Origin of the sequence: Saccharopolyspora gloriosae, assembly GCF_014203325.1 — a bacterium.
GTDB classification, from domain to species: domain Bacteria; phylum Actinomycetota; class Actinomycetes; order Mycobacteriales; family Pseudonocardiaceae; genus Saccharopolyspora_C; species Saccharopolyspora_C gloriosae.
The window spans coordinates 4650378-4666847 of the sequence record NZ_JACHIV010000001.1 but is presented as its reverse complement, the minus strand read 5'-3'; the positions used below and the strand labels follow the sequence as shown (position 1 = coordinate 4666847).

Genomic DNA, 16470 nt, shown 5'->3' with positions numbered 1-16470 from the left:
CGTGGTGGTCACTGGCAGGCTTCGCACTCGGGGTCGTCGATGGCGCAGGCCTGCGGGGACGCGGCGGGCGCGACGGGGGAGACGGCGTTGAGCTTGCCGTCGGTGCCGCGCAACGTGGACTTCTCCACGTGCGTCGCGCTGCTCGACCGCAGGTAGTAGGTGGTCTTGAGGCCCTTGCGCCACGCGAGCCGGTACAGCTCGTCGAGCTTGCGGCCGCTGGGCGCGGCCATGTACAGGTTCAGCGACTGCGCCTGGTCGATCCACTTCTGGCGGCGCGACGCGGCCTCCACCAGCCACCGCGGCTCGATCTCGAACGCGGTGGCGTACAACGACTTCAGCTCGCCGGGCACCCGGTCGATCGGGGCCAGGTCGCCGTCGAAGTACTTCAGGTCCTGCACCATCGCCTCGTCCCACACCCCGGCGGCCTTGAGATCGCGCACCAGGTCGGCGTTGAGGACGGTGAAGTCGCCGGACATGTTCGACTTCACGTACAGGTTCCGGTACAGCGGCTCGATGGACTGGCCGACGCCGCAGATGTTCGAGATCGTCGCCGTCGGCGCGATGGCCAGCACGTTCGAGTTGCGCATCCCGTTGGCGCGCACCCGCTCCCGCAGTCCGTCCCAGTCCAAAGTGGACGAGTGGTCCAGGTCGACGCCGGTTTCGCGGGCCTGCTCCAGCAGCCGCAGCGAATCGATCGGCAGCACGCCCCGGCTCCACAGCGAACCCTCGAAGGACTCGTACCGGCCGCGCTCGGCCGCCAGGTCCGAGGACGCGCCGATGGCGTGGAAGCTGATGTGCTCCATGCTCAGGTCCGCGAACTCCACCGCGGCCTGCGAGGACATCGGGATGCGCTGCGCGAACAACGCGTCCGAGAAGCCCATCAGGCCCAGGCCCACGGGGCGGTGGCGCATGTTCGAGGTCCGCGCCTCCGGGATCGTGTAGAAGTTCACGTCGATCACGTTGTCCAGCATCCGCACCGCCGTGCGGGTCGTGCGGCGCAGGCGCTCCACGTCCAGGCCGTCGGGCGTGACGTGCCGGGCCAGGTTGATCGAACCGAGGTTGCACACCGCGACCTCGTCGCCACCGGTGTTCAGCGTGATCTCGGTGCACAGGTTCGAGGAGTGCACCACGCCGGTGTGCTGCTGCGGCGAACGCAGGTTGCACGGGTCCTTGAAGGTGATCCACGGGTGACCGGTCTCGAACAGCATCGTGAGCATCCGCCGCCACAGGTCCACCGCGCGGACCTGGCGGAACACCGCCAGCTCACCGCGCTCGGCGGCGGCCTCGTACTCGCGGTAGCGCTCGGCGAACGCGGTGCCGTAGAGGTCGTGCAGGTCGGGGACCTCGTCCGGGGAGAACAACGTCCACTGCTCGTCGGCCTCCACGCGGCGCAGGAACTCGTCCGGGACCCAGTTCGCCGTGTTCATGTCGTGGGTGCGCCGCCGGTCGTCGCCGGTGTTCTTGCGCAGGTCGAGGAACTCCTCGATGTCCACGTGCCAGGTCTCCAGGTACGCGCACACCGCGCCCTTGCGCTTGCCGCCCTGGTTCACCGCGACCGCCGTGTCGTTGGCGATCTTCAGGAACGGCACCACGCCCTGCGAGGAACCGTTGGTGCCCTTGATGTGCGCGCCGGTGCCCCGGACCGGGGTCCAGTCGTTGCCGAGACCGCCCGCGTACTTCGACAGCAGCGCGTTGTTGCTGATGCCGTGGAAGATCCCGTGCAGGTCGTCGTCCACCGTGGTCAGGAAGCAGGACGACAGCTGCGGGCGCGTCGTGCCCGAGTTGAACAAGGTCGGCGTCGAGCACATGAAGTCGAACGACGACAGCAGGTCGTAGAACTCGACGGCGCGCGCCTCGCGGTCGTCCTCGCGCAGCGACAGGCCCATCGCGACCCGCATCAGGAACGCCTGCGGCAGCTCGAACCGCACGCCCTGCTCGTGCAGCAGGTAGCGGTCGTAGAGGGTCTGCAGGCCGAGGAAGCCGAACGCGATGTCGCGGTCCGCGTCCAGCGCGGCGCCCAGCCGGGCCAGGTCGAACCGCGCCAGCTCCGGGTCCAGCTGCTCCAGCTCGATGCCGCGGCGCACGTAGTCGGCGAAGTAACCGGCGTAGCGGTCCCGCATCTGCACCTGGTCGGCCTCGGCGGGCTCGTCCGCGACGAAGCTCAACGCCTCCCGGCGCAGCTTGTCCAGCAGCAGCCGCGCCGTGACCAGCGAGTAGTTCGGTTCGCCCTCGACGAAGGTGCGGGCGGCCATCGTCAGCGACTCGGCGAGCTCGGCGGAGCCGATGCCGTCGTAGACGTTGCGCCGGACCTCCCGCAGCACCCGATCCGCGTCCACATCGGACAACCCGGAGCAGGCCTGCTCGACGACGGTCGACACCCGGGCCCAGTCCAGCGGCACGCGGATGCCGTCCGGGCGCGTCATCGCCAGCTCCGGCGCGGTGTCCGCGGCCTGCTCCGGGGTCTCGCGGGCCTGGGCGTGCTGCTCCCGGTAGAGCACGTAGGCGCGGGCGACGCCGTGGTGGCCGCCGCGCATCAGCGCGAGCTCCACCGCGTCCTGGATCTGCTCGATGTGCACCAGGCCCTCGGGGCCGGCGTGGCGCAGCACTCCGCGCGCGGCCTGCTCCGACAACTCCGCGACGACCTGGTGCAGCCTCGACGACGAGGCGGCCGAATCCCCCTCGGCCGCCAGGAACGCCTTGGTCAGCGCCACGGAGATCTTCGTTTCGTCCCAACCGGAAACGGTCCCGTCGCGCCGCAGCACCCGCACTCCCGCGGGTACCGCGGTGGCTGCTGACGGCCGGGTCGTGGACTCGGTCACTGGCTCTCTCCCTCGCAAGCTCGGACACCTGCCCGGGACGGCTCGGAGCGTGCGAGGACCGCGGCGCGCACGGCACCGCTCGTCCCGCGACCCTCCCGCGAGGTCCCGGACGGCGCGCACCCCTCGTGCGCGCACCGATGGCAGGTCTTCGGACTCACGGGCACCCGGCGTCCTCGACGCCGGACCTACTGGCCGTCGCTTCCCGAGCATCGCGCTCAGTGCTGCACCACCTCTGGAGGTGGTGACGGCGGTCGTTCCCGTTCACCGCTGCGGGGCAGTCCCGGACTCGCACCGGGTTCCCTGTTGTCACACCGGGCGATCCCGGTGAACCATCAGCGGGCGCCACACTACATCTAGCGTTCGGCGCTGATCCGGACCCCATCATCGTCGGCGTGGCGGAAGACTTGTTGATGTCGCACGCATCACCCGGACGGGGAACGCGAGGTTCGTGCGGGACCAAGTCCGAAGCGGTGTGTGATGCGGATTCGCTGGTGGTCGCGGCCGTCGTTCGGGCAGACTCCTGTTCCGAGATCACCGGTCCGGAAGGAACTCCGATCATGCGCGCCTCCCGCGTGCGACGCGGACTCGCCGTCGTCGCCACCGCCCTGGCCACCGCCGCGATGGTCCCCGGCGCCGCCGCCGGGCAGGCGCCGCCGCGACCGGACACCACCGACGTGCGGCTGATCACCTTCAACGACCTGCACGGCAACCTCGAACCGCCCACCGGCTCCTCCGGCGAGGTCGAGCTGCCCGACGGCTCCGTCGTCGAAGCCGGGGGAGCGGCCTACCTCGCCGCGCACCTCGACCGGCTGCGCGCGCAGGCGCCGAACTCGCTGGTGCTCTCGGCGGGCGACAGCGTCGGCGCCTCCCCGGTGAACTCCGCGCTGTTCCACGACGAACCCACCGTCGAATTCCTCAACTCGCAGGACGTGCGCGCGCACGTCGTCGGCAACCACGAGTTCGACGAGGGCTACGCGGAACTGCAGCGGTTGCAGAGCGGTGGCTGCCACCCGGAGGACGGCTGCCGGTTCCGGGATTCCTTCGAGGGCGCGCACTTCCCGTACCTCGGCGCGAACGTGTCCTTCGAGGACGGTTCCCCGGCGCTGCTGCCGTTCACCGTGCAGGTCTCCGGCGGCGTGCCGATCGGCGTCATCGGGGCCACCTTGGAGGACCTGCCGAGCGTGGTGAGCCCGGAGGCCGTCGAAGGACTGCGGTTCGGCGAGGAGGTCGCCGCCATCGACCGCACCGCCGACGCGCTCGACCGCTTCGGCATCAAGGCGCAGGTCGTGCTGCTGCACCAGGGCGACGAGGCCACCGGCGGCGGACCGGACTCCTGCGAGCTCGAACCGGGCGGCCCGGCGACGCGCATCGCCACCGAAGCCTCGCCGAAGGTCGACGCCGTGTTCAGCGCGCACAGCCACCAGCAGTACAACTGCACCGCCACCGACCCGGCCGGGGCGCCGCGCCCCGTCGTGCAAGGAGCCTCGTTCGGCCGGTTGCTCTCGGTGCTCGACCTGAGCATCGACCGCGCCACCCGCGACGTGGTGCGGGAGCGGAGCTCGGCGCGCAACGAGATCGTCACCCGCGACATCGCACCCGACGCGGAGACCGTCGCGCTGGTGGAGGAAGCGCGGGAGAAGGCCGCGCCGATCGCGAACCGCGCCGTCGGGACGATCACCGGTGACCTGCTCAAAGCCGCCGCGCCGTCCGGGGAATCCGCGCTCGGCAGCGTGATCGCGGACGCCCAGCTGGAGTCGACCGCAGCGAGTGGCGCGCAGCTGGCCCTCACCAACCCCGGCGGCGTCCGCGCCGACCTGCCGCACGCCTCCTCCCCGGCGGGCGAGGGCGACGGCGTGGTCACCTACGGCGAGGCGTTCGCGGTGCAGCCGTTCGGCAACATCATGCAGACGATCACGCTCACCGGCGCGCAGCTCAAGAACGTGCTGGAACAGCAGTGGACACCGGAGGGCGCCACGATCCTGCAGGTCTCGGCAGGAGTGCACTACGAGTACTCCGAGTCCGCCCCCATCGGCTCGAAGGTGTCCGGGCTGACGCTGCACGGCGAACCGGTCGCTCCCGACGCCCCGTACCGGGTAGCGGTGAACAACTTCCTGGCGGCGGGCGGCGACGGCTTCACCGGTTTCGCCGACGGCACCGACGTCACCGGTGGTCCCGTGGACCTCGACGCCCTGCTCGGCTACTTCGCCGCCCACCCCGGCGTCGTCCCACCGGCACCGGACCGGATCACCGCGACGGACTGACGTCACCGGCGCACGGCGCGGGGCGCGATCACCGAATCTATGCCCTGCGCGAGTTCCTCCGCGCAGTCGTGCCAGGGGTGCCGGGAGTTCGCGATCTCCGCGCACCTGGCCCGCAGCCCGGCGAGGCGGCCGTGCAGCCGCGCGCTGCGCACGCCGCCCGCGAGCAGCACCGAACGGCGGCCGTGGCGGATCGCGGCACCGTGGTCGCCGAGGGCGAACTTCGCCTCGGCGAGGCTCGCCAGCTCGAACACCGCCGAGCGCACCTCGCCCGGTGCGCGCGCGGCCACGGCGCGGGACAGGTGCAGCGCGGCGGATTCGAACTCGCCCATCGCGAGCTGTATCGACCCGGTCATGCCCAGCAGGTCCGCCTCGCCGAACCAGCGGAACAGCGGGTAGTCCGCGTCGATCTTCGCCGCCGCGTGCAGCCCGCGGCCGTGGTCGAGCAGGCGGCGCACCGAGTCGCCGCGTTCTCCTTGCGCGGCGGCCCACGCGGAGTTGAGCTGCAGCACCGAACTCACCAGCGTCGAGGATTCGGCGCGGATCGACCCGAGCTGGAACAGCTTCAACGCCGAGTTCGCATCTCCGAAGTGCAGCTCGGCGCGGCCCGCGGCGTAGAGCGTCCGGGCGATCGCCAGCGGGTCGGCGCCGTCGCGGCCGAAGTCCAGCGCCCGCCCGAAGTGCTCGTGCCCGCTGGCCAGCAGCCCGTTCTCCACGGCGGTCCAGCCCGCGGTGGCGTGCAGCTTGCACAAGGTCGCCAGCAGCTCGGAGCGGACGTCCTCGCACATCGAGGACTCCAGCATCAGCTCCGCGTGCCGGGTCGCGGCGGCGACGGTGCCGTACTGCCCGACCCCGCCGTAGCGCTGGTCGATCCTGCGCAGCGAGCCGATCAGCTCGTCCAGCGCCGCCACGTCCGACGCGCCGACCCGGCCGGGCGGGGTGCGCAGGAGGTCGGGGTACCGCAGCTCGGCGGGCAGCCGGAGCGCGGATTCGGCCGGTTCCGAGTGGGAGCCGAGCACGAGGGAACCGGCGTAGGACAAGAACTTGCGGCGCTTGGTCTGCTCGTCCTCCTCGTCCGGTGCGACGTCGGAGGCGCCGCGCTCGGTGGTCGCGGGCCGCTGCTCGCCGGCGAGTCCCATCCAGCCGCGCGGGATGCCGAGCCCGGTGGCGATCCGGGACAGCAGTTCGTAGCTGCGCACCGCGCGCCCGTTGAGCACATCGCTGACCTCGCTCTGCGCCTGCCCGGTGAGCTGGGCGATGCGGCTCTGCGAGACGCCGTGCGCGCGCAACGCGCGGTAGACGGTGCCGATGTCGCGCACTGCGAGGGCGTCGCGGACCTCGGCGCACCGCCAGACCGCCGACGGGATGTCCTCAGTTGGCACCGGGCCACCCTATACTGAATGTGATCATCCGAATTCGGAGAGTAAAAAGATCACCGGATCGGATCTCCCGCGCTTCGCAACCCCGCAGCGCCCCGGCGAACGCCAAGCAAAGCAACAAGAAACCACATCCGAGCATTGTGCCCGCGTGCTCGGCGCCGGTAATCTCCGCCGGACCGGGGGATCTCACGGCGGGAGAGCGAAGCGGTCATGTACGCCGAAGAACGGCATTGGGCGATTCTGGAGCTGGCCCGCAAGGAAGGCCGGGTCGACGTCGCAGCGCTCGCGACCCGCTTCGACATGACCACCGAAACCGTGCGCCGCGACCTCACCGTGCTCGAACGCCGCGGCGTGCTGCGCCGGGTGCACGGTGGCGCGATCCCGGTGGAGCGCTTGGGTTTCGAGCCGAACGTGCCCGCCAGGGACTCGGTGATGACCGCGGAGAAGAACCGCATCGCCAAGGCGGCGCTGGAACTCGTGCCGGAGGAAGGCGCCATCCTGCTCGACGCGGGCACCACGGTGGCCCGGATGGCGAACATCCTGCCGACGGACCGGGAGCTGACCGTGGTCACGCACTCGCCGACGACGGCGCTGACGCTGTCCGGCCGCGGCAACATCACGCTGATGCTCGTCGGCGGCAGGCTGCGCGGGCGCACGCTCGCGGCGGTCGACGGCTGGGCGCTGCACGCGCTCGGCGACATCTACGTGGACGTCGCGTTCATGGCCACCAACGGGCTGTCCCTGGAACGCGGGCTCACCACGCCGGATTCGGCGGAATCGATGGTCAAGCGGGCGGCGATCTCGGCTGCCCGGCGCACCATCGTGCTGGCGGATCACACCAAGGTCGGCAACGACCACTTCGCGCGGTTCGGCGAGCTGGCCGACGTCGACACGCTCATCACCGACGACGGCCTCGACGAGCAGGTCGCCGACGAGATCCGCCGGGCCGGGCCGCGTGTCGAAACGGTCTGAACCGCGCGGCACCGGGACGGCCCGGTGCGCGTGCCACGAAGTCGAAGCAGTCCGTCCGCCTGGGGGCAGATCGGAAGGAGCCCCGCATGGTGGCTGATCAGCTCGTGCAGGCAGGCCCGCCGGGCGACCTCGTCGGCAGGGACGACGAGCTCGACCGGATCGCCGAGGCCGCGCGGCTCGCGGCCACCGGGCGAGGACGGGCCGTGCTGCTGCGCGGACCCGCGGGCATCGGCAAGACCGGCGTGCTGCTGAGCGCGCTGGAACGGCTCGGCGACAGCGCCACCCGGACGCTCACCGCGCACTGCCCGGAGACGGGCTCCGGTGCCTACGGCACCGTCCGCGCCCTGTTCGCCTCGTTGCAGGGCACCGAGTTCGAGGGCAGCGCCCGGCTCGCGCTGCCCGCGCTGGCCGCGGAGCAGGCCGCGGGCGACACCGCCTCCGGCACCTACGCGGTGCTGCACGGCCTGCACTGGCTGGCGGCCGACCTCACCGCCGAAGGACTGCTGGTGCTGGCCGTCGACGACGTGCAGTGGTGCGACGAGAACTCCCTGCGCTTCCTCGCCTTCCTGCTGCGCCGCGCGGAGAACCTGCCGCTGCTGGTGCTGCTGACGCAGCGCGTCGACGGGGTCGCGCAGGCCGACGCGCTCGGCGAGATCGCCGCGATGCCGTTGTGCGACACCGCGGACCTGCCCGCGCTGGAACCGGACGCGGTCGCGGAACTGCTCACCGGCGCGCTGCGCGAGCCGCCCGGCGCGGACTTCGCCGCGCGCTGCGCGCAGGTGACCGGCGGCAACCCGTTCCTGATCAACAGGGTGCTGCGGCGGTTGCGGGAGGACCCCGCGGGCGCGCGCACCGACGTGGAACGGCTCGACGAGCTGGGCCGCACCGTGGTGCTGCGCTCGCTGCTGGACCGGTTGTCCGACCGCGCCATGGCGGTGGCCCGCGCGGTCGCGATCCTGCCGGGCGAGCAACTGGAGCTGATCGCCTCGCTGGCGGGCATCCACCGGCGGATGACGGCGACGGCGCTGCGCGAGATGCGCGAGCACGACCTGGCCGTGTCGGCGAGCGGCGCCGGGTTCGTGCACGACTTCGTCCGCCAGGAGGTGCTGGAGCGCACCCCGCCCGCCGAGCTGGACCGGCTGCGGGAACGGGCCGCGATGCTGCTCAACGACGTCGGGCGCCCGGCGGAGGAAGTGGCGGTGCTGCTGCTGGCGCTGCCCGGCGAACCGAGCCCGTGGATGGCGGGGGTGCTGCGCGACGCCGCGACGCGAGCCGAGCAGCGCGGAGCTCCCGGCGTGGCGGCGCGCTGCCTGGAACGGGTGCTGCTGGTGCACGGGTCGGACGTCGCGGTGCTGACCCAGGCCGCGCGGGTGTCGGAGCCGGTGACGGGGCTGCGCTACCTGGAGCGGGCGCTGGAGCTGATCGACGATCCGCGGGCGCGGGTGCCGATCGCGGTGCAGTACGCGGTGTCCTCGTTGACGGCGCAGAACTCGGTGCGCGCGTTCGAGGTCGTCTCGGCGGCGCTGGACGAGCTCGACGCGGTGCTCGGCACGGACCCGGGCGACGTGGACCGGACGCTGCGCACGCTGGCCGAGTCGGTGCTGCTGATCTCCGGGATGGACGAGAAGTCCACGCTGTCGCGCATCGAGACGCGGTTCCGCAACGTGGTCCCGCCGCCGGGGGACACGTCGGCGGAACGCCAGCTGCTGAGCATGCTGGCCGCGCTGGGCACCTTGTTCAACCGGCCGGCGGCGGAGGTCGCCGAGCAGGCGCGGCAGGTGCTCAGGATCGACGACATGGAGGGCGGCGGCTGGGCGTTCATGGGCGCGGCGCTGCCGCTGTACCTCGCCGACGACAACGAGTCCGCGCTGGCGGCGCTCGGCAAGCTCGTCGAGCACGCCCAGCGCTCCGGCCAAGCGTGGACGTACTGCCTGGCCATCAGCACCCGCGCGATGGTGCACCACTGGACGGGCGACCTCACCGAGGCGCTGGCCGACGCGCAGACCTGCCACGAGGTGCTGGTGCAGGAGTCCTGGGCCGAGGCGATGACGATGCCGCAGATCGCGCTGGCCGGGGCGTTGACCGCGCAGGGCGAGCCGGCCCGCGCGGAGGAGCTGCTCAACGGGATCACGCGCAGCCGCTTCGAGGACTTCTCGATGGAGTACCACCAGTTCCTGATGGCGAGCGCTCGCGCGCGGGAAGGCGCGGGCGACGCGGAGGGCGCGCTGGAGCGGTTGTTCCGGTGCGCGCAGAGCCTGCGGGAAGCGGGCATCGCGAACCCGGTCTTCGCACCGTGGTGGTTCGACGCGGCGCGCATCCTCGGTGACCTGGGCAGGCTCGACGAGGGCATGCAGGCCGCGGAGCACGGCGCCGTTCTGGCGCAGCAGTGGGGAACCCGGCGCGCGCAGGGCATGGCGCTGGCGGCGCGCGGCGCGGTGACCGAGGGCCGGGCGGCGGTGCCGTTGCTCTCGGAAGCGGTGCGGGTGCTCGCCGACTCGCCGGGGAAGCTGGAGCACGCGAAGGCCGAGCACCTGCTCGGTCGCGCGCTGCTGCGGGTGGGGGAGCCGGAGGGCGCGCGGGAGCACCTGCGCTCGGCGCTGGACCTGTCGGTGCTGCGCCGTGATCACGCGCAGGTCGCGGCGTCGTCGGCGGCGCTGCTGGCGGCGGGCGGACGGCTGCGGCAGGGCACGGATTCACCGGTGCACGCGCTCAGCGGCAGCGAGCGCCGGGTCGCGGCGCGGGCCGCGGAGGGGGCGACGAACCGGGAGATCGCGGAGTCGCTGTTCCTCACCGTGCGGACGGTGGAACTGCATTTGACCAGTGCCTATCGCAAGCTCGGCGTGCGGGGCCGGGCGGAGCTCGCGGGGGCGTTGGAGGATGATTCGGCGGTTTCGGTTCCTTGAGCGATCCGCTCGCGGCCGGTGCCGCCGAGGGGAATCCCCGAGGTGTGCGTTTCGCTGAATCGGTCGCGAAACACACGACCATCGCAGTGCTGTCCTCTCATGTGGGAATCACTTTGGTTCGTGCACGAGAAAGCCAGGTTGTCACTCCAACGGGTGATACGCTCAGTGCCGATTCGGCCCTGGCTGCATCTTTTCGAGCTACGGGAGGTTGGTGTGGTCGATCTCCCGCAGCTCGCCGCGAATCGGATTGAGCGTTGTATCGGTTTACGAATCCCTGGTGACAGCATTCCTGATGTTGTTATCACGCACCGTGATGAGGTCCTTCCCGGATTTCACTTGGGGTTGTTTCCGAATGTCTTTCATGTTCGGTCGTTCGTTGTCCGAAACGGAACCGGATCGCGATCCGGGACCCACGCCGAGCCGGTCGGAGCGTGCTGATGGTCGCCGTCCACGACGCCCCTGAAGCCCGTTCCGCGTTCCCCGGCGGCCACCACTTGGTGGGGCGCGACGCCGAACTCCACGTGGTGGGGGAACTCGTCGACGACCTGCGCCGCGGTCGATCAGGATTGCTCACCATCAGCGGTGCCCCCGGAACCGGGCGCAGCGCGCTGCTGGAGTCGATGCTCGCCGACGCCCGCGCGGCCGGGCTCAACACCGCCGCCGCGCAGACCTCGCCGCTGGAGACCGACGTGCCCTACAGCACGGTGGCCCAGCTGATCGCGCTGCTCTGCCCGCCCGACCAGCTCACCCGGATCAGCTCCGCGTGGGCCGAGGGCGCCGCCAACAACGCGCCGATCCCCTACCTGCGCAAGCACTTCCTCGGCCTGGCGCGGGACCGCCCGCTGCTGTTCGCCGTCGACGACCACCAGTGGATCGACCCGTGGTCGCTGGCCTGGTGCCACGCCATGGTCCGCCACCTGGACCAGGCGCCCATCCTGATGGTCCGCACGGTGCGCGACACCGCGCCCGAGACGCCGGGCGGCGCGCGCTGGGACGAGGCCGTGCCGCTGACCCCGAGCCGGGTCCGGCTCTCCGCTCTGTCCACTTCGGACGTCGCGGAGCTGCTGTCCCGGCACGGCCCCGTCGACGAGGAGTTCAGCACCGCCGCGACGGCCGCCACCGCGGGGAACCCGGCCGTGCTGCGGACGGTGCTCACCGAGTTCGAGCAGGCCGGGCTGGGGTTCGAGGCCCGGCACGTGCCGCGGCTGCGGGTGCACGCCGCCGACGCCGTCGCCGGACTGGTCGGGCGGACCCTGCGCGGGCTGCCCGCCGACCACGTCGCGCTGCTGCGCGCGATCACCTTCTGCGGCGGCGAATTCGACTTCGACCTCGCCTGCGCGCTCGCCGGTCTGCACGGGCACGCGGCGCAGGAGGCCCGCACCGCGCTGTGGCACCTGGGCCTGCTGTGCGAAGAGGGGGCCGACGGCCCGCGGGTGTCCACCGCGGCGGTGGCAGCGGGCGTGTTCGCCGAGATGGACCCCGCCGAGCGCGAAGAACTGCACGCGCGGGCCGCGGAAATCGGGCACCGGGCCGCCATCGAACCCGCGGCGCTGGCCGAACTCCTGCTCAGCGCCCCGCAGATGCGCAAGCGGTGGGTGGTGGACACGCTCGTCGAGGCCAGCGAGCAGCACCGCAGGGAAGGGCGCTACGAACGCGCCACCGAACTGCTGCGGCGCGCCCTGCGCGAACCCGTGCCGACCGCGAGCAGGCAGCGGTTGCTGGCGCAGCTCGCCGCGATCGAGGTCGCGCAGGCGCCCGTCGCCAGCGACGGCAGGCTGCGCCAAGTGCTGGCCGACGCCGCGGGAACCGGGGACACCGGACTGCTGGTGCGCGCGGCGGACCTGCTGGTCAGCCGCGGCGACGCGGAGACCGCGCGGCGCGAACTCGCCGCGGTCTGCGCCCGCACCCGGCACCCGGCGCTGGACGCGCTGGGCTGGCTGGCCGACGAGGAGTGCGGGCCGGAGCAGGAACTGCTCGCCACCCCGCTGCCGCCGCTGCCTGACGAACCCGCCGACGCCGCGCAGGCCGGAGTGCTGGCCTGGCGCTACGCCCGGCTCGGCCGCCGCCCGGACCTCGTGCGCACGCTGGCGCGGGAAGCGTTGTCCGGCAGGGGCAACGATTCCCCGCTGGGACCGCGGATCGCCGCGTGCCGCGCGCTGGCCTCCCGCGACGACCTGGAAGAGGCCGCCGCCGGGCTCACCGCGGTCATCTTCGACGCGGGCCGTCGCGGTGCGCGCGCCGCGGCGGCGCACGCGCTGGTGCAGCGCGCGATGCTCGGCGTCAAGGACGGCCGCTGTCCCGCTGCCGCGGCCGACCTGGCCGCGGCGGAGCGGGAACTCCCGCTGCACTGCCTGCATCCGGCGATGCTGCCGCAGCACCTGGCCACCAAGATCGCCGCGCTGCTGCGGCGGGAGCAGGTCGCGGACGCCGAGCGGGTCGCCGAGATCGAGCTGCCGCTGGGCGCCGAACGCGGCATGGCGTTCGCCTACCTGCTGCACGCCCGCGGTGAGCTGAAGCTGGCCACCGGTGATCCGGCGACCGCGCTGGGCTACTTCCAGGAGTGCGGCCGCATCATGCGCGCCAAGGAGTGGCTGAACCCGGCGGTGCTGTCCTGGCGGATGCCCGCCGCCATCGCGCAAGGCCGCCTCGGCGAAGCGCGCGCCGCGACCCGGCTCGTCGGCGAGGAGCTCGAACTCGCCGAGCGCTGGGGCATGCCGGGCCTGCTGGAACCGGTGCACCGCACCGCGTTGTCCGCGCTGGCCGTGGCCGGGTCCGGCTCGTCCGGTCCCGGGGCGGCCGGTGTTCCCGCGATGGGAGCGGCACTGCCCGCGGCCCTGTCGGTGCCGGAGCGCCGCGCCGCGAGCCTCGCCGCCCGCGGACTGTCCAACAAGGACATCGCCGAGGAGCTGGGCGTGACGGTGCGGACCGTGGAGCTGAGGCTGACGAAGTCCTACCGCAAGCTCGGCATCGACGGCCGGTCGCAACTGCCCGCCGACCTGGGCGAGTGAGGTCGGCGCGGATGCTCGTCGAACGCGAGGCGGAACTCGCGGTCCTGGACTCCGCCGTGCGGACCGTCCGGCGCGGTGCCGGCTCGCTCGTGCTCATCAGCGGCGACGCGGGCAGCGGCCGATCGGTCCTGCTGCACCGGCTGCGGGAACTTGCCGCCGCCGAAGGCGCGCACGTGCTCGGCGCCAGCGGTGCCGCCAGCGAGCGCTCGTTCCGGTTCGGGCTCGCGCGGCGGTTGCTGCACGGCCTGTCCGAATTCGCCAGGGAGCCCGGAACCGACGAGCACCCGGCGCACTCCGCTCCGGCGCCGGACGCGGCGCTGCCGCCCGCGGACGAAGATCCCGGCGCCGACCCGGCCACCGTTCCCGTCTCGGTGCTGCACGCCCTGCACGCGTTGCTGGTCAGCACCAGCTCGCGGCACGCGGTGGTGCTGGCGGTCGACGACCTGCACTGGGCCGACGACGCGTCGCTGCGCTGCCTGGCGTACCTCATCGCACGGCTGCGCGGCATGCGGGTGCTGATCGCGGTGGTGCTCGACCCCGACACCGGGCGCGATCGGGCCGCGCTGACCCGCGAGATCATCGCGGCGGCCGATCACCGGGTGCGGCCGGGACCGCTGTCGGTGGCGGCGACCGGCACCCTCGTGCGGGACCGGCTGGCCGCCGAACCCGCCGCGGACGCCGACGGGTTCGCCGCCGTGTGCCACGAACTCACCGGCGGCCACCCGCGCGACCTGGTGAGCCTGCTCGACCAGGCCGCCGCGCGAGGCCTGCGGGCCGGACCGGGATCGTTGCCGCTGCTGCGCGCGCTCGCCGAAGGCGACCGCAGGCGCCGGTTGGTGCGGGCGCTGTCCACGACGGAGCTCGCCGCCGACGTGGCCCGCGCCGTCGTGGTGCTCGGCGAGCACGCCGACCCCACGTTGGTGCAGCGCCTGTCCGGGCTCACGCCGGGCGGCTACGAGCAGGCCCTGCGCGCGCTGGAACCGTGGTTCCGGGTGCGCCCGGACCGGATCGAGGTCGCGGTGCCCGACGACCGCGGCGGGCTCGCGGCGGAGATGCTGGTCGACGACGTGATCGCCGCCGTCGACGAGTCGATGGCCGAGAACGACAACACCCGGCTGCACCTGCGCGCGGCGGCGCTGCTGCATGGGCACGGCTACCCGCCGGAACCGGTGGGGGACCAGCTGCTGCTGGTGAACTCCACGTTGTCGAGCTGGGGGGTGCAGCGGTTGCGGGAGGCCGCCTACACCGTGCTGCCCCGCTCACCGGAGGCCGCCGCCCGCTACCTGCGGCGGGCACTGCTGGACCTCGACTCCGGCGGGATGGGCCGGGCGCGGCTGCTGGCGGAGCTCGGCTCCGTCGAGCTGGGCTTCGACCTGCCCGCCGCGATCCGGCACATCACGCAGTCGGTGCCGCAGCTGCGGGACACCCGCGATCGGGCCGGGGTGCTGGGGCGGCTCCCGCTGACGGTGGCGGGCGCGGTGCCGCAGGTGGCGGAGATGATCCGCACCGTCGCGGCCGAGCACGGCCCGGCGGAGCAGCTGGAGGGCCCGGACCGGGAACTGGCGCTGCGGCTGGAGGCGCGGGCCCGCTACACGGTGCTCGACGATCCCGCGTCGCACGCCGGGGTGGCCGCTCGGATGGCCGAACTGGACGCCCGGCAGCGCGCCCCCGGAGCGGCGGAGCGGGAACTGCGGGTGGTGCTGCTGTCGTCGATGGCGCTGACCGGCTCGCCGCGGGCGGCCGAAGTGGCGGCGATGGCGCGGGAACTGCTGGCGCAGGAACCGGCGAACTCCAGCGCGGAGACGCATTCGGTGCTGCGCTACCTGCCGGCCATCCTGCTGTCGGCGGGGGCGCCGGAGGGGCTGGAGTCGTGGCTGGCGCTGGCCGCCGACCACGCCCGCCGCCAGCGGGCCACCGGCATGGAGGCGCTGGTGGCGGCGCAGCGCAGCCTGGTGCTGCTGGACGCGGGGCAGGTCGCGCAGGCGCGGCGCAGCGCGATGACGGCGCTGGACCTCGCCGAACCGGACCTGCCCGAGTCGATGGCGGCGCCGGTGTTCGTGATGGGCGGCGTGGCGCGCAGGCTGCGGGACCGCGAGCTCTCCGAGCGGGTGCTGCGGTTGCCGCACTCACCGGACGATCTGCGGGCGATGGCGACCCGGCGGCTGGTGCAGAGCGGCATGGCCCTGGAGGACGGAGATCCGCATTCGGCGTTGACGCACCTGCTGGACTGCGGCAGGCGCTTGGAGCAGGCCGGGTGGTACGGCCCGGCGCCGTACTCGTGGCGGCCGACGGCGGCGCTGCTGCGCCACCGGCTCGGTGACATCCGTGCCGCGGTGGAGCTCGCGGAGGAGGAGCACGCGCGCGCTCGGGACTGGGGCGCGGCGGCCCCGCTGGGCCGGGCGTTGCGGGTGCGGGCGGTGGTGACCGGCGGCGGGCGCGGCGTGGAGATGCTGCGGGAGGCCGTGCAGGTGCTGCGGCCCGCCGCGGACCGGCTGGAGCTGGCGAGCGCGCTGGTCGCCCTCGGCGAGGCGCTGCAGGAACGGGACCCGGTGGAGTCCGAGCTGCTGCTGGCCGAGGGCGGTCAGCTCGCGGCGCGTTGCGGGGCGCCGTGGCAGCCGGGGATTCCGCCCGCCGCGCATTCCGATCGCGCGACCGGCCCCGTGGAGCTCTCCGGCGTGCTGACCCGAGGTGAGGAGGCGGTGGCGAAATCGGCCGCGCTGGGCCGCACGAACCAGGAGATCGCGGACGAACTCCGGGTGAGCAGGCGCGCGGTGGAAAAGCACCTCACCGCCGCGTACCGAAAATTGGGCATCGATGGCCGCGCGGATTTGGCGAATGCGTTGAGCGCGGATCACCGGGACGGTTGAGCCCGGTTCGCGTCCGCGGCGGCGGCAACGCCGTGCGCGCTGGGTGATCATGGTGATCACAGGTGGTCGCGAGAAGTGGGAGCGTCGGCCGGGAAATGTAGCGGAGCGGTCACGTGATGTTGGTTCGTGTCCGCCCCTGTGGCGGCCCACATGGCTCCGCACCGTACCCGAACCCCCCTCCGAGGTGCGGTACGGTTCGGTACCGGAGTTGCGAAATGCCTGCTCATCGGCCACCGAACCGAAGGGGGCCGCACCGAACCGAAC

At 73.0% G+C, this 16470-nt stretch carries 7 protein-coding genes and 1 riboswitch; of the genes, 5 read left to right on the top strand and 2 right to left on the bottom strand.

Annotated elements, in window-relative coordinates:
• Nucleotides 1–8: 8 nt before the first annotated feature.
• A complete protein-coding gene (locus BJ969_RS20205) occupies nucleotides 9–2819 on the bottom strand; it encodes a ribonucleoside-diphosphate reductase subunit alpha (protein WP_184480981.1) in 2811 nt (936 codons plus the stop codon).
• Nucleotides 2820–2941: 122 nt separating this feature from the next.
• Nucleotides 2942–3168, bottom strand: a riboswitch (cobalamin riboswitch).
• A 208-nt stretch (nucleotides 3169–3376) separates the two neighbouring features.
• On the opposite strand from BJ969_RS20205, the gene BJ969_RS20200 reads away from it, so the two are divergent.
• Nucleotides 3377–5080 (top strand): bifunctional metallophosphatase/5'-nucleotidase, encoded by a 1704-nt coding sequence (locus BJ969_RS20200; protein ID WP_184480979.1) that lies wholly within the window; start codon nucleotides 3377–3379, stop codon nucleotides 5078–5080.
• A 2-nt stretch (nucleotides 5081–5082) separates the two neighbouring features.
• Here BJ969_RS20200 and BJ969_RS20195 read toward each other — a convergent pair whose 3' ends face one another.
• Nucleotides 5083–6459 (bottom strand): helix-turn-helix domain-containing protein, encoded by a 1377-nt coding sequence (locus tag BJ969_RS20195; RefSeq protein WP_184480977.1) that lies wholly within the window; start codon nucleotides 6457–6459, stop codon nucleotides 5083–5085.
• Nucleotides 6460–6666: 207 nt separating this feature from the next.
• Here BJ969_RS20195 and BJ969_RS20190 point away from each other — a divergent pair, with 207 nt between their 5' ends.
• The 4 genes from BJ969_RS20190 (at nucleotide 6667) to BJ969_RS20175 (ending at nucleotide 16206) form a co-directional block, all read left to right on the top strand.
• Nucleotides 6667–7428, top strand: coding sequence for a DeoR/GlpR family DNA-binding transcription regulator (locus BJ969_RS20190; protein ID WP_184480974.1), 762 nt, complete (start codon nucleotides 6667–6669; stop codon nucleotides 7426–7428).
• An 86-nt stretch (nucleotides 7429–7514) separates the two neighbouring features.
• Complete coding sequence (locus tag BJ969_RS30650; protein ID WP_184480972.1) at nucleotides 7515–10331, top strand: ATP-binding protein; 2817 nt, start codon at nucleotides 7515–7517, stop codon at nucleotides 10329–10331.
• A gap of 437 nt (nucleotides 10332–10768) precedes the next feature.
• On the top strand, nucleotides 10769–13339 hold the full coding sequence (locus BJ969_RS20180; RefSeq protein ID WP_184480970.1) for a helix-turn-helix transcriptional regulator: 2571 nt from the start codon (nucleotides 10769–10771) through the stop codon (nucleotides 13337–13339).
• 11 nt (nucleotides 13340–13350) lie between these two features.
• Nucleotides 13351–16206, top strand: coding sequence for an AAA family ATPase (locus tag BJ969_RS20175; RefSeq protein ID WP_184480968.1), 2856 nt, complete (start codon nucleotides 13351–13353; stop codon nucleotides 16204–16206).
• Nucleotides 16207–16470: the final 264 nt, after the last annotated feature.